The 18400-nt window shown below is 57.5% G+C and carries 21 protein-coding genes and 1 tRNA gene; 7 read left to right on the top strand and 15 right to left on the bottom strand.

Annotated elements, in window-relative coordinates; all coding sequences use genetic code 11:
* Window positions 1-461: 461 nt before the first annotated feature.
* The 7 genes from H4P12_RS13805 to H4P12_RS13775 all read right to left on the bottom strand — a co-directional run bounded on the left by H4P12_RS13805 (window position 462) and on the right by H4P12_RS13775 (window position 4129).
* Complete coding sequence (locus H4P12_RS13805; RefSeq protein WP_187794251.1) at window positions 462-1178, bottom strand: hypothetical protein; 717 nt, start codon at window positions 1176-1178, stop codon at window positions 462-464.
* Window positions 1175-1819 carry a hypothetical protein gene (locus tag H4P12_RS13800; protein WP_187794250.1) on the bottom strand — a complete coding sequence of 215 codons (645 nt, stop codon included), beginning with the start codon at window positions 1817-1819 and terminating at the stop codon, window positions 1175-1177. The genes H4P12_RS13805 and H4P12_RS13800 overlap by 4 nt, the downstream gene beginning before the upstream one ends.
* A complete protein-coding gene (locus H4P12_RS13795) occupies window positions 1819-2202 on the bottom strand; it encodes a hypothetical protein (RefSeq protein ID WP_187794249.1) in 384 nt (127 codons plus the stop codon). Before H4P12_RS13795 ends, H4P12_RS13800 begins: the two co-directional genes overlap by 1 nt.
* Window positions 2195-2842 (bottom strand): hypothetical protein, encoded by a 648-nt coding sequence (locus tag H4P12_RS13790; RefSeq protein WP_187794248.1) that lies wholly within the window; start codon window positions 2840-2842, stop codon window positions 2195-2197. The genes H4P12_RS13795 and H4P12_RS13790 overlap by 8 nt, the downstream gene beginning before the upstream one ends.
* Window positions 2842-3528 (bottom strand): bacteriophage T4 gp5 trimerisation domain-containing protein, encoded by a 687-nt coding sequence (locus H4P12_RS13785; protein ID WP_425498221.1) that lies wholly within the window; start codon window positions 3526-3528, stop codon window positions 2842-2844. The genes H4P12_RS13790 and H4P12_RS13785 overlap by 1 nt, the downstream gene beginning before the upstream one ends.
* Complete coding sequence (locus H4P12_RS13780; protein ID WP_246449295.1) at window positions 3446-3706, bottom strand: contractile injection system protein, VgrG/Pvc8 family; 261 nt, start codon at window positions 3704-3706, stop codon at window positions 3446-3448. Before H4P12_RS13780 ends, H4P12_RS13785 begins: the two co-directional genes overlap by 83 nt.
* A 339-nt stretch (window positions 3707-4045) precedes the next feature.
* Window positions 4046-4129: transfer RNA gene (locus H4P12_RS13775), tRNA-Tyr, on the bottom strand.
* A gap of 122 nt (window positions 4130-4251) precedes the next feature.
* On the opposite strand from H4P12_RS13775, the gene rlmB reads away from it, so the two are divergent.
* The 3 genes from rlmB to H4P12_RS13760 all read left to right on the top strand — a co-directional run bounded on the left by rlmB (window position 4252) and on the right by H4P12_RS13760 (window position 6217).
* Window positions 4252-5055: a 23S rRNA (guanosine(2251)-2'-O)-methyltransferase RlmB gene (rlmB, locus tag H4P12_RS13770; RefSeq protein WP_187794246.1), complete on the top strand. Its 804-nt coding sequence runs from the start codon at window positions 4252-4254 to the stop codon at window positions 5053-5055.
* Between the two features lie 86 nt (window positions 5056-5141).
* Window positions 5142-5549: a YHS domain-containing (seleno)protein gene (locus H4P12_RS13765; protein WP_187794245.1), complete on the top strand. Its 408-nt coding sequence runs from the start codon at window positions 5142-5144 to the stop codon at window positions 5547-5549.
* A 224-nt stretch (window positions 5550-5773) separates the two neighbouring features.
* The gene (locus H4P12_RS13760) at window positions 5774-6217 is read left to right on the top strand and encodes a CoA-binding protein (RefSeq protein WP_187794244.1); all 444 of its coding nucleotides are present in this window, start codon (window positions 5774-5776) and stop codon (window positions 6215-6217) included.
* A gap of 95 nt (window positions 6218-6312) precedes the next feature.
* On the opposite strand, the gene H4P12_RS13755 is transcribed toward H4P12_RS13760, so the two are convergent.
* On the bottom strand, window positions 6313-8556 hold the full coding sequence (locus H4P12_RS13755; RefSeq protein WP_187794243.1) for an OmpA family protein: 2244 nt from the start codon (window positions 8554-8556) through the stop codon (window positions 6313-6315).
* Window positions 8557-8714: 158 nt separating this feature from the next.
* Here H4P12_RS13755 and H4P12_RS13750 point away from each other — a divergent pair, with 158 nt between their 5' ends.
* Window positions 8715-9929 carry an acyl-CoA dehydrogenase gene (locus H4P12_RS13750; RefSeq protein WP_187794242.1) on the top strand — a complete coding sequence of 405 codons (1215 nt, stop codon included), beginning with the start codon at window positions 8715-8717 and terminating at the stop codon, window positions 9927-9929.
* Window positions 9930-10022: 93 nt separating this feature from the next.
* On the opposite strand, the gene H4P12_RS13745 is transcribed toward H4P12_RS13750, so the two are convergent.
* Genes H4P12_RS13745 through H4P12_RS13725 form a run of 5 tightly spaced genes read right to left on the bottom strand, consistent with a single transcriptional unit; the run spans window position 10023 to window position 13996 of the window.
* A complete protein-coding gene (locus H4P12_RS13745; protein WP_187794241.1) occupies window positions 10023-10865 on the bottom strand; it encodes a ferredoxin--NADP reductase in 843 nt (280 codons plus the stop codon).
* Window positions 10866-10920: 55 nt separating this feature from the next.
* Window positions 10921-11292 (bottom strand): DUF934 domain-containing protein, encoded by a 372-nt coding sequence (locus tag H4P12_RS13740; protein ID WP_187794240.1) that lies wholly within the window; start codon window positions 11290-11292, stop codon window positions 10921-10923.
* Window positions 11289-12020: a phosphoadenylyl-sulfate reductase gene (locus tag H4P12_RS13735; RefSeq protein WP_187794239.1), complete on the bottom strand. Its 732-nt coding sequence runs from the start codon at window positions 12018-12020 to the stop codon at window positions 11289-11291. Before H4P12_RS13735 ends, H4P12_RS13740 begins: the two co-directional genes overlap by 4 nt.
* On the bottom strand, window positions 12013-13671 hold the full coding sequence (locus H4P12_RS13730) for a nitrite/sulfite reductase (protein ID WP_187794238.1): 1659 nt from the start codon (window positions 13669-13671) through the stop codon (window positions 12013-12015). The genes H4P12_RS13735 and H4P12_RS13730 overlap by 8 nt, the downstream gene beginning before the upstream one ends.
* Window positions 13664-13996 carry a DUF2849 domain-containing protein gene (locus tag H4P12_RS13725; RefSeq protein WP_187794237.1) on the bottom strand — a complete coding sequence of 111 codons (333 nt, stop codon included), beginning with the start codon at window positions 13994-13996 and terminating at the stop codon, window positions 13664-13666. Before H4P12_RS13725 ends, H4P12_RS13730 begins: the two co-directional genes overlap by 8 nt.
* Window positions 13997-14095: 99 nt before the next feature.
* Between H4P12_RS13725 and H4P12_RS13720 the strand changes: the two genes are divergently transcribed.
* From H4P12_RS13720 to H4P12_RS13710, 3 genes are read left to right on the top strand one after another with little or no spacing between them, the layout of a single operon-like run.
* Complete coding sequence (locus H4P12_RS13720; protein ID WP_187794236.1) at window positions 14096-14611, top strand: Lrp/AsnC family transcriptional regulator; 516 nt, start codon at window positions 14096-14098, stop codon at window positions 14609-14611.
* A 27-nt stretch (window positions 14612-14638) separates the two neighbouring features.
* Window positions 14639-15004, top strand: a complete 366-nt coding sequence (gene arsC, locus H4P12_RS13715) for an arsenate reductase (glutaredoxin) (protein ID WP_187794235.1) — start codon at window positions 14639-14641, stop codon at window positions 15002-15004.
* 6 nt (window positions 15005-15010) lie between these two features.
* On the top strand, window positions 15011-16003 hold the full coding sequence (locus H4P12_RS13710; RefSeq protein WP_187794234.1) for a hypothetical protein: 993 nt from the start codon (window positions 15011-15013) through the stop codon (window positions 16001-16003).
* Here H4P12_RS13710 and mgrA read toward each other — a convergent pair whose 3' ends face one another.
* Window positions 16004-17056, bottom strand: a complete 1053-nt coding sequence (gene mgrA / locus H4P12_RS13705) for an L-glyceraldehyde 3-phosphate reductase (RefSeq protein WP_187794233.1) — start codon at window positions 17054-17056, stop codon at window positions 16004-16006.
* A gap of 101 nt (window positions 17057-17157) precedes the next feature.
* Window positions 17158-18339 (bottom strand): GAF domain-containing sensor histidine kinase, encoded by a 1182-nt coding sequence (locus tag H4P12_RS13700; protein WP_187794232.1) that lies wholly within the window; start codon window positions 18337-18339, stop codon window positions 17158-17160.
* Window positions 18340-18400 lie beyond the last annotated feature (61 nt).

Here is an 18400-nt window from a genome sequence, read left to right as displayed (position 1 = left end):
GTTAATATCAGGAAATCATCTTAATTTACCCGGATCGATCATATGTATTCCACATTTTTCCTGACACATAATTAGGACAAAATACGTTTTAGTGTATTTTCTTATATTAAATTAATATATTCACTAAACCCTACATGCCCAACACCGTACTTTCAGATCTATTTCCTTAAAATAGTATAAAAAACTCGCAGTAATTTGGATGACGAACCTGGCCGATTCGAAATCAAACCGGTCAGGTTAAAAATATGTTGCAGTCGTCCTTTCCTTAAGCGCCCACAAGCCAAAACCCGCATAAAATCATAAACAATCCAAGAACCGCTAATGGCCACACGTCCATCTGTATCCCTATGCCTATACCCAGCCCTCCAAGTGCCCATAAAATATAACCGATTCCATAATCGAGAAGAGCTCTCAGAGCCGTACGAATCCACCTCAATACACCAGTTCCATGGTTTGTCAGCCTATTCTTTCATGTATTCCCAAACATCCTCAGCAGCCTCTCGAATTCGGGCCATACCTTCTTCGGAAAGCACCTCTTGATCGAGAAACTGGTTCCTGTAGGTCTCGCGACCGACCCTCACAGTAACATCATATCCAGCGCCGCCGAGAGTCAGAAGCCCGAAGCCGCGGCGGATAATAAAACTGCTTGATCTAACAGCTTGTCTCAGCACTCTTCTACCTAGAGTCTCGGCCGCCCCCTGCCCAGGCAAATCTCCAGCTTTGATAACAATGTAATATATCATATCCCAATGCTGTTTTCCTGCTGATCCTCCTCCTCCTACTTGTATATAAAAATCGGCTGACGAGCTGGGCGGTCCCACGTAAAAGCTACGGACCTGCCTTTGCCCGCTGGCATCGGGATAGTTTACATAAAGATTTCCTGGTGCAAGTGCCAGGCCGGTGCCGAGTGAGCGAACGGGAGAGTGAGATACCGTTTCGGCTGCATCGACGGCCGCATTGACAGCATGATGGGCGACCGCATTTTGAGAGTGATCGGAATCGCAGAAAACCTTCACAATCTTTCCGACAGTTAAATCAATATCTATTATGTGATATATTCTCGAAGTGACTCCTCTTTGAAGTGAAAAATCGCGATTATCCCTTTCAAACCCGAGCCCTCCCGCACCGAAGTTTTTATCCGGGTGAAATGATCTCGTAAAAATACTTACGATACTCATTCAATCTCACCGGATGAAGCGCTATTCAATTGACTACTAGTTGGAATCTTAACACGCACCCCATTGTACCGGACAATCGCCGGCTCAAGCTGGTTCACCCTGGATTCTATCACTCGAACGAGTCGGCTTTCATTTTTGGAAGATTTGGGGCCATCTACAAAAATAGTTGAGGTGTCCGCTTCTATCCAAACACCAGGGTTTTTTGGATCTGGCCAGCGGCTAGCACCAACCAAAAGACGTTCCGTTATCAATTCAGTTATTGTTGCTTCTCTTGGATCTGCAACCAGATTGAAACCGAACGTTCCTCCCTCAGGGTAATACATCTCAACGAAATTAGCTCTCCCCGTAACATAAGCTCCAAGCAAGATGTCATCTTGGTCTAGATACTCCCGCTTGGCGTTATTTGCGTCTTTAGCCGCCGGATTGGGACCCGTCATTGCGCGTAATTCATCCACAGGTATCGGGATTGAGGATACGATCACGGTCCCTCCGTTCCGGAGCAGTTCCCCGCCAACATACAACGTCAGATGAGCCTTCACCGTCGCCTCTCCTTGATGGCTGTCCGCCGAAAGAATTGTAGCCGTTCCAATCGCACCAAGTAGGGTCGCTATGACAATGAAAAGGAGCCCTGTCTTCGGCATCAGTTCAGGTCGATCCGTGTTGCTGTCAGCTGATATCGTCCGTAAACGCTTGCCCAAGACTCCGACCGTTCAGGCTGCGCATAATCGTTTTGCATCGGGGGCGCATCCGGCAAGCGGACGGGAGAGCGAGATACCGTTTCGGCTGCATCGACGGCCGCATTGACAGCATGATGGGCAATAGCGTTTTGGGAATGATCGGAATCACAGACTGGTTGGCCGGCCTTGCCAATTTGCAGATTGATTGGAATATAATGATATATTCTTGAAGTCAGGTCATCAATTGCGACAGAAAATTTTCTGTTGTCCCCTTCAAATCCAAGTCCTCCCACACCAAAATTTTTGTCGGGATGAAAGGATCTAGTATGGACAAAAATCTCACTCATAAAACTTTCCCCACGTACCTTCACTCAATTGTTCAGCTGTGGGAATGTAGACAGTTGCTCCTTGGTAAGAAAAATCATTAGGACCTAAATTCATTATCTTTCCCTGTACAGATCGAACAAGCTGTCCTTCGCTCTTACGTGCAACAGGTCCATCGACATATATTGTCGAAACATCTGGCCATATGTGGTCTTCTCCGGATTTCCAGTTCGTCCAACCGCCATCACCAACAAGAACCCGCTCGGTAATTAGCTTTGAGCCTACTCGTTCGTTTAGATCTACCACCAAATTGAAACCAAACGTACCCCCCTCAGGGTAGTACATTTCAACAAAATTTACTCGTCCCCAAACGCGTGCGCCAAATAGTAAATCGTCGCTGGAAAGTTCGCTCTTTTTTGTATTATCTGGATCATCTGTAGTCGGATTTTCACCAGTAAAAGAGCGTAACTCTTTATATGAAACAGGTATCGAAGCTACAATCACTGTTCCTCCATCCCTGAGCAGTTCCCCGCCAACATACAACGTCAAATGAGCCTTCACCGTCGCCTCTCCCTGATGGCTGTCCGCCGAAAGAATTGTAGCCGTTCCAATCGCACCAAGTAGGGTTGCTATTACAATGAAAAGGAGCCCTTTCTTCGGCATCAGTTCAGGTCAATCCGCGTTGCTGTCAGCTTGATATCATCCGTAAACGCTTGTCCAAGACTCCGACCGTTCAGTAAGATGGTTCCATCCGGCTTTAAGATTAGCTCCGAGGCGCCGCAGCGTAGATGCAGCCCTTCGTGCGCTTCAATTCGCATCGAACCACCCACAAGCTGCATGTGGTCTTTGCCCGAACTGTGCGTCGTCATTCCGCGAATGGTCGTGGTTGTGTCGCCTCCCGCCGAGACGGCAATGTCTCTATCGGCGTTGACATCCAAGTTTTTTCCGGCAGCCATCGAAATGTTCTGTAACGCGCTCAGTGCATAGTTCCCGCTACCCGATAAATCTTGGCTTGCTTCAGAAAACGCATAACTTGCCTCGCGAATACCCTCCGCATCCTGTGTTCTAGGATGGCGAACAAATGCTCCCTCGGGACCAACTCTGACATTCACAACCATGTTCATTCCAATGTTGTGAATATCCGAAAGCCTTATCTCGGTCAGGCTGGAAGCTCCGACAGATTCGATCTTCATATTGTCGATTCGCGTTGTGTGGTGGTTTTCTACTTTACAGGTCCAGTCTCGTTGTGCGTGAAAATAAATTTCTTCAAGACCCCGCCCATCGAGCCTGTGTGACGATCCCGTCGAAGGTTCGAACCCCCTCGCGGCCCTCGATCTCGACCGTGGCATGGGTGCCGACCAACGCATCGAAATCAAGGTCGTCGCGGGTGGCCAGCGCCTCGACCCGGTATTCGAACAGATCGTTGAGATGATCTTCGCCGTCAAAGCGCAGCAGCGACAGAACGTCAGGCCCAAGCTCGGTGGTCAGCCGACCAAGACGCTCGGACTGGCGAAGCGGTGCGTTCATAAGGCGGCTCCAGAAAATGCAGGCGTCAAATTAGACTCACAATAGCCGCATCCGAAATCCCGGTAAACAGAATGCTCTCAGCTGATGTCCTGTCAGCTTGGCAAGAAATGCAAACGTAATTTTTCACACTCACCGCCCGCCGAGATCTGGCCGTTGGAAAGGCATCCCGGCCGATGAAGTCTGGCGGTCTTTCGGACGCGAATGAACCTGATAGTGTCGCGCAGGCGGCGGGCCGCCCGAGACGAGAACGACTCAGATAGGATGTTCGACGCATCTTTTGGCTCACTCAGATGGCGCACCACTTGAATTCAGCGTCTAATCATTTGATTTGAAAGAAAGTGGTGGGCGACCCTGGAATCGAACCAGGCATGGGTCTCCCCGGCGGAGTTACAGTCCGCTGCCGCACCTTGCAGCACGTCGCCCGCCGAACGCCTCGGCGTGGGGGGGTGATTAGCTGCCAGATCAGGGGGCGTCAAGCAGATTTCGGGGTCTTGCGCGAAAGCTATCTAACGGGCGATTAAGAAGCCTGACAAAAGGATCATCCAATGGCTGAAAATTCTGGAAAATCGAAAAAGCCCACCTGGGTGATCGACAAGGAACGTGCGCGTCGCGCGGCCGCGGCCGAAACCGTCTGGCTGTTCGGTTTGCACGCCGTTCGTGACGCACTGGCCAATCCCTCGCGGGAAAAGCTGCGGCTGGTCGTGACACAAAATGCGGTGGATCGTCTGGGCGATCTGCACGGGATGGAACCCGAAATCACCGATCCGCGTGTCTTTGGCAAAGTCGTGCCGCTTGCCCCCGACAGTGTTCATCAGGGTGCAGCGTTAGAGGTGAAGCCGCTGAAATGGGGCAGCCTCAGCGAAGTTGCGCTGCGCGAAGCCCCCGGCGAACAGCGCCCGTTGCTGGTGGCATTGGACCGCGTCACCGATCCCCACAATATCGGGGCAATTCTGCGATCGGCCGAGGTTTTTGGCGCGCGGGCCGTCATCGCACCCGCCCGACACTCTGCCCCCGAAACCGGGGCTTTGGCAAAAACTGCTTCTGGCGCGCTGGAGCGGCAGCCCTATCTGCGCGTCCCCAATCTGGCCGAGGCGTTGACGCAACTGAAGGGGATGGGCTTCATCCTGATCGGGCTTGACGGCACGGGCGAGGAAACGCTGCCAACCCTGCTGAACGACCTGCCCGGTCGCGCGATTTGTCTGGTCATGGGGGCCGAAGGGCCGGGCATGCGTGAACTGACGATGAAAACCTGCGACTATGTCGCCCGCATTCCCTTTGCAGCCGATTTTGGATCGCTGAATGTCTCGAACGCGGCGGCGGTGGCCTTGTATGCGGCGGGACGCGGCTAAATCACATCCCTGCGACATACGCCGCAGGAAAGTTGAGAATCATGGGGTAGACCACCAGCTTAGGAGTCTTCGAATCTGACGCGGCCATGAAAAACCTGCTTATCCTGTTCTTTCTGTCCTTTGCATCCGCGTTGCCAGCGGCTGCACAGGACTGGGCGTTAGAGGGCTTCGATCCGGTCGGCTACATCCGGCAGAATCAGGCCCTGCCCGGCCGCAGCGACATCGCGACCATGTGGAAAGGCAAGGTCTGGCATTTTGCCAGCGAAGAAAACCGTGCCCGGTTCGAGGCCGATCCCCGCACTTATACGCCCGTCTTTGACGGCTATTGCCCGGTTGAACTGTCAAAAGGCCGGTTTCTGATCGGTGACCCGAACTACTTTGTTGTCATAGATCATCGAATCTATCTGCTTCGCTCGCGCGCGGCGCAGCGGGAATTCAGCCGGGACACCGGGCCGATTCTTTCCCGCGCGCACTCGGTCTGGCAAAGCCGGTGACACTGGTGGCACCCCTCGCATTCACGTGATCTGGAATCACAAAGTCGCTACGGGACTGGAACTTTTCATAGGTGATGCCCATTTACCCTAAAGAACGTGACCCCGGAACGGTCATGTTCGGATCACTGTCCCTCGTTCCGCGACTTGCGCCCGGCCAATCATATGGACCGGGCGCCTTTTATATGAAACATTATACCCACGTTCAGAACGAGAGGGGGCTCGCGATGAATATCCAGCTAGACGATTATGCTGATGAAGACGACGACATGGCACGGATCATGGCGACGACGCGGGTCGTGGCCATGGTCGGGCTTTCGCCGAATGAAGCAAGACCAAGCTGGGGGGTCGCCCGTTATTTGCAGGCAATGGGCATGCGGGTAATTCCCGTCAATGCCGGACATGCGGGCAAAACCATCCTGGGCGAAAAGACCTATGCAAGCCTGGCCGATATCCCTACATCGGAACATGTTGATATGGTTGATATTTTCCGACGCCCAGAAGCCGTGTCAGACATCGTTGACCAGGCGCTGCAGCACCTGCCCAAACTGCGAACCATCTGGTGTCAGCTTGGTGTGCGCGATGACCGGGCCGCAGAAAAAGCGCGGGGTCACAGCATTACCGTTGTGCAGGACCGATGCCCAAAGATCGAATTTGCACGTCTGGCCTGATCCATATCGGTCCACAGAAGCAGGCGCCAGAAACGAAAAGGCCCCGGTCGAACCGGGGCCTTTCTTTTTGTCGATAATCCGTCACGCCGGCACGATCACTCTTGTTCGGTTTGAAGCAGATCCGTGATCCGACGAACCGAGGCGCGGCGATTTTCACGGATATCGCCATCGCTGCGGATGCTGGGAAACTGTTCGCCATAACCTTGCACGACAAGGTTTTCCGGCGGCACACCGTAATATTCCGACAGCGCCAAGGCGACCGATTCGGCGCGGCGGTCAGACAGCGCAAGGTTTGCGGCCTCCGAGCCAACCGTATCGGTGTGACCTTCGATCAGGAAAACCTCTTGCGGATTGTCCATGACAGCCTGTTCGATCACTTCGCCCAGACCCGCCAGTTGCTCGGCCTGTCCGGCGTTGATTGCTGCGGACCCGGTATCGAAGGTTATCGCATCAATATTCACAGGCGCAGCAAGCGAACGAACTTCGGGCACGTTCCGAATCTGGCCGAGGGTAAAGCGGCGATCGGCGTCGGATTCCTGATACAGCGCCTCACGCAGGGCCGCTTCGTCCATATCGCTGTTGGTGCTGTAAACCGGCGCAGGTGCAGGCAGCGTTGCAAGATCCACCGGTGCAACCTCTTGCGTGTCATCGATCAGGCGAACCGTGCGACCATCAGGCGAGATGACCGAGCGGCGCAGAACACGCAGGTCCGCATCACGAATGGTCACCACCTTGCTGCCATCGGCACGGGTTACGATGGTCCGGGTAGAGCCGTCATCAAACTCTTCCGTGGTCACCGTGGACCCTGGCTGACGCAACAGCGCAGTTTCATCCTTGATGATTTCCTGACTTCCATCGGGACGTGTCAGCACCACCCGGTCGGGCGAACTTAGCGCAACCTGACGATTGTTGCTCAGCATCGCCCCAAGGGCCAGTGCACCACCGCCAAGCAAAAGTGCTTTCATCAGATCGTTACCGCCATCATCGTCGTCATCCCGATTGCGGTCGCGACGGTCCCGGTCCAAAGCATCGGCCAGACTGGTTCGGAAATCCTGGTCCGAACGGCGATAGTTGTCACGGGTGATACGCTCTTCCCGTACACGCCCCTTCCCGCTTAGCAGTGCAGCAACATCTTCTGCCACGCGACGCTCTCTGGCGGCTTCGCGAGAGATAAGCGTTTCACGGCGGTCCTCTTCCGCCGCACGGCGCACGAAGCGGCCTTCATCGGTGACGCGGTAAAGCTGCTCATCTCGGGGAGCCAGAACAAGCTGACCTTCCCTGTTGCGCACAACAACCGCGCCTTCCGGCGTCACCATGCGCGCACCATTGTTGCCGCAAGGCGGGCTGCCACCCGACAGGCAACGCAGATCGGAATCACGCAGGCCGCCGTCAACTTCGGTTTTCAGAACCGTGCTCATGTTGCGCATTTCTTCATTGCGCTGCTGGGCACGGCCACCGGTGGCCAGTGTCGAACGCTGACGGGCTTCCTGCCGCTCACGACGCTCTTGGCGTTCGCGGCGCTCCTCACGTTCGCGCTGCGCCTCACGACGCTCCTGACGCTCATGGCGTTCCTGTTGGGCTTCGCGACGCTCTGCACGCTCGGCAGCATCACGACGGTTTTCCCGACGCTCTTCAGCGGCACGGCGCTCTTGCCGCTCTTGGCGCTCGGCGCGTTCCTGACGATTCCCCCGGCGCTGTTCACGTTCAGCGGCCAGGGCTGCGCCCAGATCATCCCGCTGGCTGGGCGCAACACGCGGACGATCTTCGGCCCGCATCCCTATATGCGAATCCTCGCGCTGCTGGGCATCCCGTTGGCGCGGACGTTCCCGATTGTCGTCGGCTCGCTGTTGGCGTGGCCGCTCGGCCTCTTGCTTGCGCTCGGCAGCTTGCGGACGACGGCGCTCTTGCTCGCGGTCGGCAGTTTGGGGACGTTCGGCATTGCGGCGCTGTTGATTGGCCTGCTGACGCTCTTGCCGCCGCTCGCGCTGCTCTGCACGCTCACCGCGCTGCTCTTCGCGGTCGGCCTGACGACGCTGGCGCTGCTGTGCCCGCTCGCCCTGCTCTTGCCGTTGGTCGGCCTGACGCTCTTGGCGTTTTTCCGCGCGTTCGCGGCGCTGACGCCGGTTTTCTTCAGCCTGCTGCTGGTTACGGCGCGGCTTGGCCTGCTGTTCATCCCGCTCGGCCTGGGCAAGGATAATCGAATCGTCAGCAAATTGTGGCTGGCTGTCGGCAGCATTGTAGGGTGCACCCGCACCAACCAGTTGGGCTTGTGCGAATTGCGGTGCCAGAAGCGACAGACAGGCAGCAATAGCTGTCGAGTTATGGATAATCCGGCGCATGAGGTCTCCTTTCCCCCGAGGCGTCGATTGCTAAGCTGCCGACATAACAGAATGCGTGGCATCGGGTTCCATAATACAGCCTGAACAAGGCGTGATCACGCGCATTGCCACATCCGAACATCCATCCTAAACATCTCGTGGCTAAAGAGGAGGACGGCATGGCTGGAACATTGAAAGCAAAAGACGCACCCGATCTGGGACGTTTCGATTGGGAAGACCCCTTCCGGCTTGACGACCAACTGACCGAAGAAGAGCGGATGTTGCGCGATGCGGCCCGCGCCTATGCGCAGAACAAACTGCAACCCCGCGTCATCGACGCCTATCGCAACGAAGAAACCGATCCTGCGATTTTCCGTGAGATGGGTGAAATGGGCCTGCTGGGCATCACCATCCCCGAAGAATATGGCGGGCTTGGTGCATCTTACGTCGCCTATGGCCTGGTCGCCCGCGAGGTGGAACGGGTCGACAGCGGCTATCGCAGCATGATGTCGGTGCAATCCTCGCTGGTGATGTACCCGATCTATGCTTACGGCAGCGAAGAACAGCGGCAGAAATACCTGCCCAAACTGGCTTCCGGCGAATGGATCGGCTGTTTCGGCCTGACCGAACCCGATGCCGGATCTGACCCCGCAGGCATGAAGACCGTCGCGAAAAAGACCGATCAAGGCTATGTCCTGAACGGTGCCAAAATGTGGATCTCGAACTCGCCCATCGCCGACGTATTTGTCGTCTGGGCGAAATCCGAAGCGCATGGCGGCAAGATCCGCGGCTTTGTGCTGGACAAGGGCACGAAGGGTCTGTCTGCCCCCAAGATCGGTGGCAAACTGTCGTTGCGCGCCTCGATCACCGGCGAAATCGTCATGGATAATGTCGAGGTCGGCGAAGACGCCCTGCTGCCCAATGTCGAAGGTCTGAAAGGCCCGTTCGGCTGTCTGAACCGCGCTCGTTACGGCATCAGCTGGGGTGCCTTGGGTGCTGCCGAATTTTGCCTGCATGCCGCCCGCCAATACGGCCTGGATCGCACTCAGTTCGGCAAACCGCTGGCCCAGACTCAGCTCCATCAGCTGAAAATGGCCAACATGCTGACCGAAATCGCGCTTGGCCTGCAAGGCAGCCTGCGCGTTGGCCGCCTGATGGACGAAGCGCAGGCCGCGCCCGAAATGATCTCGATCATCAAACGCAACAATTGTGGCAAGGCCCTCGAAATCGCCCGTTGGGCGCGCGACATGCACGGCGGCAACGGTATTTCCGAAGAATATCAGGTCATCCGCCATATGATGAACCTTGAAACCGTCAACACCTACGAAGGCACCCACGATGTCCACGCCCTGATCCTGGGCCGCGCCATCACCGGCCTTCAGGCATTTTTCTGACGTAAAAAAGGGCGCTGCCTTCCCGCAGCGCCCTTTCTTCTTTGTCCCAATACCCTGGGGTGAGGTTCCGCAGGAACCGAGGGGCAAAGCCCCTTAGATCCCGTCGCCGACGAAGGCCTTCTCGACCACGAATTCCTTCGGCTCGGAATTGGCACCTTCATTCAGCCCGAAACCTTCCAGAACTGCTTTCACATCCACGTTGAACGCCAGACTGCCACAGATCATGGCGCGATCGGTTTCTGGCGACATGGGCGGCAGGCTCAGATCCTGAAACACCTTGCCCGATGTCATATTGTCGGTAATCCGTCCCATCAGCGGCGAATCCTCGCGCGTGGTGGTGGGATAATACAGCAAGCGATTGGCGAAATCCTCGCCATACAACTCGCCCAGCAGCGGGTCGTGACGCAGGTTTTCGATCAGCTCCCGTCCATAGGTCAGCTCTTCCGCCGTGCGACAGGTATGCATCATGATGACCTGCTCATACCGCTCATAGGTTTCCGGGTCGCGCATCAACGAGGCAAAGGGCGCAAAGCCCGTCCCGGTGGCCAGAAACCACATCCGCTTGCCGGGCAGCAGCGCATCCAGAACCAGCGTGCCGACAGGTTTGGGACGCAAGATAATCTCATCCCCCTCCCTGATGTGCTGCAACTTCGAGGTCAGGGGTCCATCCGGCACCTTGATGGAATAAAATTCCAGCTCTTCATCCCAATTGGGCGAAGCGATGGAATAGGCCCGCAGCAACGGCTTGCCGTTATCGCCCGGCAAACCGATCATGACAAATTCGCCCGAACGGAACCTCAGCGATGCGGGGCGCGTCACACGAAAGGAAAACAGGCTGTCGGTCCAATGCGTGACCGAGGTGACGGTCTGCGCATCAGGCAGGGTTTTGGTCGCAGTTTTTGCAGCGGCATCGGCCACGGTAAGGTCCAGCGTCATAAGTGATAATTCCCGAGTCTTTTAGGCATATGTCCGGCAAAGGGAAAGGGGGCGTCTAGTCAGCAAGCTGGGACCGATGGTCCCACTCTTTCCAATTGGCACGGGCCAACCATTGTTCCTGCGGCTGACGCTGGGCGATATCCGGCGCCACCACGACTTCGTCAAAGCCCACACGGCGGGCCATCGCATATTGATCGGCGATCAGGCGGCCATTGGCGCGCAGGCGGCCCTGATACCCCAATTCCCGCAGCCGACGGGCGATGGAAAAGCCACGGCCATCGGTGAAAGCCGGGAAATCAATCGCCACCAACGTGCGATGCAGGTGGTCCACCAACTCTTCGATAGGCGTATCCGGGGCCAGAACGACTTCGGCCTCATCCGCAACGTCATGAAAACCGTCGTCGCGCACGATGATCTGCTTGGTCATGCCGAAACCTTTCCACGGACCATGCGCCCGCCAATGAAGTGAATGCCGCACTCGGTCTTGTCGCTGCCACGCCAACGGCCGGCACGCGGATCTTCGCCGGGCTTCACCGGCGAGGTGCAGGGCGCACAGCCGATCGAGGGATAGCCTTGCGCGACCAGCGGGTGACGCGGCAGGTTGTTTTCGATCATGTATTCCTGCACGTCCTCGGACCGCCAAAAGGCCAGCGGGTTGACGCGCAGACGGTGCGGCGGCTCTGGTTCAAAGAACTCGAGCTGCTGACGCTGGCCGCCCTGAAAACGCTTCCGACCGGTGATCCATGCGTCATATTGCGACAGGGCGCGTTCCAGCGGAACGGTCTTGCGAAAATCGCAGCAGGCGTCCTGATTGAACTGATGCAAGGTGCCGTCGGGGTCGTGGCGGGCAACCTCTTGCCTGGTCGCGCCGATCAGTTGCACATTCGTCAGGCCCAGCCTTGCCGAAACCTCGCGCTGGTATTCCAGCGTTTCGGGAAACAGCATCTGGGTATCGATGAACAGCACCGGCAGGCCGGGGGCCACGACGCTGACCATATGTAACAGTACGACCGATTCCGCGCCAAAGGACGATACCAGCGCAACGCGGCCCAGATCGGGGTCGCTGACCGCGCGGCGTAAAACCTCGGTCGCGGCATGGTGCCGATAGCGGTCATTCAACCGCCCGGCACGATCATCAAGCGATTGATCAAGCATGGGCGGGCTCGGGGTAGAGGGCTGCCTTGAACGGATCGGCACCCAAGCGACGATAGGCGTCGATGAAGCGTTCGTGCTCGTCCTCGCGCACATCCAGATAGGCACGCAGCAGCCGGTCGATTGCGGGCACGACCTCTTCTGCCGGGAAGCCTGCGCCAGCGCGCTGACCAATGGTCGGGATGTCATAGGCATCGCCGCCCAGCGTGATCTGATAGTTCTCGACGCCTGCGCGATCCAATCCAAGAATGCCGATATGGCCAAGATGGTGATGTCCGCAGGCGTTGATGCAGCCCGAGATGCGGATATTCAGGTTGCCGATTTCCTGTTCCAGACCTTCGTCGCGGAAATGTTCGGCGATCTCTTGTGCAATCGGGATCGAGCGTGCGGTTGCCAGCGCGCAATAATCCATCCCCGGGCAGGCGATGATATCGCTGGTCAGGCCGGCATTGGCCGTGGCCAGCCCGGCATCGCGCAGCGCGGCATAAAGCGCCGGCAGGTCCGATTTATGGACATGCGGCAAAGCCACGTTCTGATCGTGCATGACGCGCAGATCGGCATGGCCATAACGCTCGGCAAGATCGGCCAGCAAGCGCATCTGATCGGCCGAAGCATCGCCCTGCGTCGCGCCCGGCGCCTTGAAGGTCACGATCACGCTGGTATAGCCAGCAATCCTGTGGGCGCGCAGGTTGGTATCGGTCCAGCTCCGGAAGCCCGCATTACTGGCGCGTGCTTCCTCATACCCTTCGACCGGCGCGTCGCGGAAGACAGGCGCGGCAAAACGGTTGCGGAAGATGGCCAACGCCTCGTGATCCGCGCCCTGAAAGTCGCGGCGGCGGTTCAGGAACTCTTCCTCGACCTCGTCACGGAACACATCCAGCCCGCGTTCGGACACGGTGATCTTGATACGGGCTTTGTATTTGTTGTCGCGACGACCGCTCAGGTTATAGGTCGCGATGATCGCCTCGATATAAGGCAGCAGATCATCTTCCGGCAGGAAGTCGCGGATCACCTGGCCCAGCAACGGCGTGCGGCCCAGACCGCCACCAACCCAGACCTCAAAGCCCAGCTTGCCATCCCGTTCCACCAGACGCAGGCCAATGTCATGGGCGGCGATAATGGCACGGTCATTCGTCGCGCCGGTAATGGCGATCTTGAACTTGCGCGGCAGGAACTGAAATTCGGCATGGTCGGTTGACCAGCTGCGCAGCAACTCGGCATAGGGGCGCGGATCGGCAATTTCGTCCGGCGCGGCACCGGCAAAGGCATCCGTCGTCACGTTGCGGATGGTGTTGCCCGACGTCTGGATCGCATGCATCCCGACCGAGGCCAGATGATCCAGCATATCAGGGATATCCACCAGCTTGGGCCAGTTGAACTGAATGTTCTGGCGGGTGGTCCAGTGGCCGTAGCCCTTGTCGTAATGCTGGGCCAGATGGGCCAGCATGCGCATCTGGTCAGGGCTGATCGTGCCATAGGGAATGGCGACACGCAGCATATAGGCATGCAGTTGCAGATAAACGCCGTTCATCAGGCGCAGCGGACGAAACTCATCCTCGGTCAGGCTGCCATCCAGACGACGTTCAACCTGCGCGCGGAACTGGGCTGCGCGGTGGCGGACATAATCGGTATCAACGGGACGAACATCAAACATTGCTGGCCTCGGCTTGCTTGTCGGCTTGAATGCCGTGGAAATAGTTGGACGGACCGGTTTGACGGAACGCTTCGCGGAAATGCGTGGGTTCTGGACCGTTCGGGCCGCGTCTGGCCTCGACCAGATAGGGGCCGACGACGGTATTGGACTGACCAATGGCTTTCAGCAGGGCCAGTTCGGCGATAGCTTCGTCTTCGAACAAGGTCGCCTGTGTCGGGTCAGCAGTCCAGCCATCCTCGCACATCCAGACGTTAAAGCCTTCGCGCAGGTTGTTCGCCGTGATAACGCCGGGCTTTGCGACCGTGGGGGTGAAGGCTTTGCTCATGAGTCGGACCTTTCGATTGTCCCTTCCTATATAGAATTTTGTTCTGTATTTTTGCGATAGGTCAGAGAAAATAAGAACGATCATACGTTGAGGAGCCAGATGGCGGAACTGAATACTCAAAAGCCCCCGATCGAGCGAACATCCGTGCGTTTGGATGAGGTCGACCGTAAAATCCTGTCCTTGCTGCAAGAGGATGCAACCCTGTCGCTGGATCAGATTGCAGAGCAAGTGGGCGCATCAAAGACCCCGGTCTGGAACCGAATCCGCAAATTGCGAGAGGCGGGCGTGATCCGCAAACAGGTGACCCTGCTGGACCCCGAAGCCCTTGGTCTGGAAGCCTGCTTCTTTGTGCTGATCCGCACCAGCGAGCATGACAAGGACTGGGCCGCACGCTTTCTGCGTGCGCTGCGTGAACGTCCTGAAGTGATCGAGGCACACCGTTTGGCCGGTGATATCGACTATATCCTGAAAGTGCAGGTCAAAAATGCCCGCGCCTATGACCGCTTCTATCAGTCACTGATCAACGAGGTGAAAATCCACAACGTGACCGCCCTGCTGTCGATGGAGGAGATCAAGGCGACGACCGCGCTTCCCATCTCGGACAGCGCGCGATAGCCTGCCCGCAAGTGACAAGGGGGCCGCATGTCCGACTTTACCATCTGGCACAATCCGAAATGTTCAACCTCTCGCTATGTGCTGCAAGCGTTGCAGGACGCAGGGGTTGATCTGACCGTGCGCGATTATCAGAAACAGCCGCCAACCGTGGCAGACCTGAAATCGGCGCTTAACCAGCTGGGAATGACGCCGCGCGAATTGTTGCGGCGGCAGAATACGCCCTATGACGACCTTGGCCTTGGCGACACATCCCTGTCCGATGACGCGCTGCTTCAGGCGATGGCCGATCATCCGCTGCTAATCCAGCGACCAGCCGTATTCGGCCCCAAGGGCGCGATCATGGCGCGGCCCAAGGAAACCATCCACGATTTCCTGACCGAACAGCAAAACTGACGCGGCATGACCCTGAACCAGCCCAATCTGTTGATCGTCGCCCAGTCGGGGCGGCTGGAATATGAGGCGATCATCTTTGCCGCCAGCCTGCGCCATTCGGCACCCGACTGGCAGGGACGCCTGTTCGTGGCCGAACCGCAGCCCGATGCGGCATGGGAAGGTCGTCACACCCAGATCAGCGCCGAAGCCCGCGCCATTCTGGAACGTCTGGAGGCCGAAATCCTGCCCTTCACCGCCCGGCATTTCGGTGCGGCCTATCCCTATGGCAACAAGATCGAGGCTTTACTGGCCCTGCCGCCGGGGCAGCCGTTCATCTTCTTTGACAGCGATACGCTGATTACCGGCCCGCTGGATCAGGTGACGTTTGATTTCAACCGTCCGTCCGCTTCGATGCGGCGCGAAGGGACCTGGCCGGAACCACCGCTATATGGCCCCGGTTACAGCGCGATCTGGAAATCGCTATACGACCGGTTCGGGCTGGATTTTGCGTCATCGCTGGACCGAAGCCAGCCGGATGAGCATTGGGAGCGATATCTGTATTTCAATGCAGGCTGGTTTTTCGGCTCTGACCCCGCGGCCTTTGGCGAAAGGTTTCTGAACTGGGCTGAGCAGGTCCAGAACGATCCGCAGGACGAGCTGGCCTGCCAAAGCCTGAATCCGTGGCTGGATCAGGTTGTGCTGCCGCTGGTGATCCATTCCTTTGGCGGCGGCCGTCCCGGACCGGAACTGGTGGGGCTGGATGGTGACATCACCTGTCACTATCGCCATCTGCCGCTACTTTATGCCCGCGAAAGCGACGCAACAGTTGACGTGCTAGAGGCCGCGTTGGTCCCGAACTGGATCAAGAAACACCTCCGCGAATATGAGCCTGCGAAGAAACTGATCTATCAGGGCAAGGGCCGCGACAAGGTGCGACCCATGTTTGACCGCAACGCCCTGCCCGCCAAGGAGCAACCGATCCGCCAGCGGCTTAAGAACAGCGGCTGGTGGCTGGTTTGACTACTCCTCGCCGGCGCTTTCCGATGACCGCGCCCACAGGTTCACATCCCCGGCGGCCGTCAATTCGTCGATCTGCGCCAGTTCGTCTGCGCTGAATTCGGTATTGCCCAGGGCGCCGACGCAATCTTCCACCTGCGACGGGCGCGATGCCCCGATCAGCGCGCTGGTCACACGCCCGCCCCGCAACACCCACGCCACCGCCATTTGCGCCAGCGTTTGTCCCCGCGCCCGTGCAATCTCATCCAACCCATTCAGGCGGCGAATCATGTCATCCGTCAGCCAGTCCCGCGACAACGACTTGCCCTGCGCCGCACGGCTGTCGGCAGGGACGCCTTGCAAATATTTCCCGGTCAGCATTCCCTGCGCCAGAGGCGTAAAGGCGATACTGCCCACCCCCGCTTCATCCAGCGTATCCAGCAGCCCATCATGTTCAACCCACCGGTTCAGCATGTTATAGCTGGGCTGATGAATCAGGCAGGGCGTGCCCAGATCCTTCAGGATCGCAACAGCCTCGGCCGTGCGCTGGCTGTTATAACTGCTGATCCCGGCATAAAGCGCACGCCCGGAACGGACGATATGATCCAGCGCGCCCATGGTTTCCTCCAACGGCGTGTCCGGGTCAAAACGGTGCGAATAGAAGATATCGACATAATCAACGCCCAGCCTCTTCAATGACTGGTCACAGGACGCAATCAGATATTTGCGACTGCCCCATTCCCCATAGGGACCGACCCACATGTCATAGCCGGCCTTGCTGCTGATGATAAGCTGATCGCGATACGCCGCGAAATCGGTGCGCAGAATATCGCCAAAGGCGCTTTCGGCGCTGCCGGGGGGCGGCCCATAATTGTTGGCCAGATCGAAATGCGTGATCCCCAGATCAAATGCCTTGCGGCACATATCACGCTTGGTCTGATGGGGCGTGTCTTGGCCAAAATTATGCCAAAGGCCCAAACTGATCGCCGGAAGTTTCAGGCCGGACCGACCGCAGCGGCGATAGGTCATCCGTTGGTAGCGATCATCCGCAGGGTGATACCGATTTTCGACAACCATGTCCTGAACCCCTCGTGGCCGGGCAGCGACGCCCGTTGTCAGCAAAAGGTTAGATCAACGCTTTGCCGCCATCAATGCGGCTTGTGACGCAAGGCCCTCCGTCAGCCGACCGGCATGGTCAGCGTGAATTCAGTCCGTTCGGCATTTGACGATACGCGCAAGCGGCCCCGATGCGACTTTGCGATCTCGGATGCGATATAAAGGCCCAGACCAAGCCCGCTTTCCTGTGGCGCGCTGGTGCGGCGATAGAAAGGCTGAAACAGATAGGGCAGGACCTGGGGCGCGATGGGCGTGCCTTTGTTTGCGACCGCGATCTTCAGATTCCCCCGCTCGATCCTGGCCGACAGGGTCACCGGCTGATCTTGCTGGCCATGCGTAAATGCGTTCATCAGCAGGTTCGACACCAACTGCCCCATTCGTTGCGGGTCGCAGGGAACCTTGTCGGGCAGGTTTATCTGATGATGGACCTGCTTTCCTTCGGCCACTTCAACCTCTGCCAGAACGGTTTCGATCACCAGCTTCAGGTCCGCGTCATATTCGATCCGTGCGCTGATCCCGGCACCCAGCCGGCCCCGCGCGAAGTCCATAAGATTGGCCACGATCGACGTCATGCGATCGACCGAACGTCCCATTTCGGTCAGCAGCACCGCCGCTTCATCATCATGCGGTTTCTGACCGATCATGCGCAGCCCCGCCGACAGCGAGGCCAGCGGATTACGCAAATCATGGCCCACGACCGCAATGAATTCCTCGCGCAGGCGGGCGGTATCGCGGGCCGTGACCAACGCATCCTGACGGTGCTGCAACTCTTCGGCCAGGTCCAGCTGATCCGAGATCATGTTGGCAAACATGCGAAACGTTCCGATGACCTCTTCGCTGTCGACCTGCCTGGGTTCGGTATCTATAGCGCAAAGCGTGCCGAAAAATCTGCCGTCCTTGCGGGTGATCGGAACCGAGATATAGCTGCGAAACCCGTAAAGCGCCGGCGTCTGATGTGCACGATACAGGGCGTCATGCATCACATCGTTGATCGCGATCATCTGCCCGTTGCTGCGCACTTGTTCGCACAGCGTGGTCGAGACATCCAGCTCTTGCCCCGGCGTCAAACCAAACCCCATCCTGTCGGATGAGGCGCAGTTGATCCAACGATCAGCTGTTACCCGTGCGACAACCGCATAGCGCAGCCCAGATACACGGCCACAGATATCCAGGATGGTCGGGATCTGCGGGATCGCCTGGATCGCACGGATGTCACGATCAAATTCATCAGCGGAAATATTCATAATGTCGTCTCGGCATCATAGCAGCGTTACAACGCGCCACTACTTCGGTTGACCATCGACA

It is taken from the genome of Paracoccus amoyensis (assembly GCF_014490725.1).
GTDB classification, from domain to species: domain Bacteria; phylum Pseudomonadota; class Alphaproteobacteria; order Rhodobacterales; family Rhodobacteraceae; genus Paracoccus; species Paracoccus amoyensis.
The sequence above is the reverse complement of the archived record's forward strand: the minus strand, read 5'-3'. Positions and strand labels throughout refer to the sequence as shown.

What these genes read in the sequence shown, in the direction of transcription:
- H4P12_RS13805 (WP_187794251.1), bottom strand. Translation starts at nt 1,178, where the DNA reads ATGAGTATCGTAAGTATTTTTACGAGATCATTTCACCCGGATAAAAAC.
- H4P12_RS13800 (WP_187794250.1), bottom strand. Translation starts at nt 1,819, where the DNA reads ATGCCGAAGACAGGGCTCCTTTTCATTGTCATAGCGACCCTACTTGGT.
- H4P12_RS13795 (WP_187794249.1), bottom strand. Translation starts at nt 2,202, where the DNA reads ATGAGTGAGATTTTTGTCCATACTAGATCCTTTCATCCCGACAAAAAT.
- H4P12_RS13790 (WP_187794248.1), bottom strand. Translation starts at nt 2,842, where the DNA reads ATGCCGAAGAAAGGGCTCCTTTTCATTGTAATAGCAACCCTACTTGGT.
- H4P12_RS13785 (WP_425498221.1), bottom strand. Translation starts at nt 3,528, where the DNA reads ATGCCACGGTCGAGATCGAGGGCCGCGAGGGGGTTCGAACCTTCGACG.
- H4P12_RS13780 (WP_246449295.1), bottom strand. Translation starts at nt 3,706, where the DNA reads ATGAACGCACCGCTTCGCCAGTCCGAGCGTCTTGGTCGGCTGACCACC.
- rlmB (WP_187794246.1), top strand. Translation starts at nt 4,252, where the DNA reads ATGGCTGAAAATTCTGGAAAATCGAAAAAGCCCACCTGGGTGATCGAC.
- H4P12_RS13765 (WP_187794245.1), top strand. Translation starts at nt 5,142, where the DNA reads ATGAAAAACCTGCTTATCCTGTTCTTTCTGTCCTTTGCATCCGCGTTG.
- H4P12_RS13760 (WP_187794244.1), top strand. Translation starts at nt 5,774, where the DNA reads ATGAATATCCAGCTAGACGATTATGCTGATGAAGACGACGACATGGCA.
- H4P12_RS13755 (WP_187794243.1), bottom strand. Translation starts at nt 8,556, where the DNA reads ATGCGCCGGATTATCCATAACTCGACAGCTATTGCTGCCTGTCTGTCG.
- H4P12_RS13750 (WP_187794242.1), top strand. Translation starts at nt 8,715, where the DNA reads ATGGCTGGAACATTGAAAGCAAAAGACGCACCCGATCTGGGACGTTTC.
- H4P12_RS13745 (WP_187794241.1), bottom strand. Translation starts at nt 10,865, where the DNA reads ATGACGCTGGACCTTACCGTGGCCGATGCCGCTGCAAAAACTGCGACC.
- H4P12_RS13740 (WP_187794240.1), bottom strand. Translation starts at nt 11,292, where the DNA reads ATGACCAAGCAGATCATCGTGCGCGACGACGGTTTTCATGACGTTGCG.
- H4P12_RS13735 (WP_187794239.1), bottom strand. Translation starts at nt 12,020, where the DNA reads ATGCTTGATCAATCGCTTGATGATCGTGCCGGGCGGTTGAATGACCGC.
- H4P12_RS13730 (WP_187794238.1), bottom strand. Translation starts at nt 13,671, where the DNA reads ATGTTTGATGTTCGTCCCGTTGATACCGATTATGTCCGCCACCGCGCA.
- H4P12_RS13725 (WP_187794237.1), bottom strand. Translation starts at nt 13,996, where the DNA reads ATGAGCAAAGCCTTCACCCCCACGGTCGCAAAGCCCGGCGTTATCACG.
- H4P12_RS13720 (WP_187794236.1), top strand. Translation starts at nt 14,096, where the DNA reads ATGGCGGAACTGAATACTCAAAAGCCCCCGATCGAGCGAACATCCGTG.
- arsC (WP_187794235.1), top strand. Translation starts at nt 14,639, where the DNA reads ATGTCCGACTTTACCATCTGGCACAATCCGAAATGTTCAACCTCTCGC.
- H4P12_RS13710 (WP_187794234.1), top strand. Translation starts at nt 15,011, where the DNA reads ATGACCCTGAACCAGCCCAATCTGTTGATCGTCGCCCAGTCGGGGCGG.
- mgrA (WP_187794233.1), bottom strand. Translation starts at nt 17,056, where the DNA reads ATGGTTGTCGAAAATCGGTATCACCCTGCGGATGATCGCTACCAACGG.
- H4P12_RS13700 (WP_187794232.1), bottom strand. Translation starts at nt 18,339, where the DNA reads ATGAATATTTCCGCTGATGAATTTGATCGTGACATCCGTGCGATCCAG.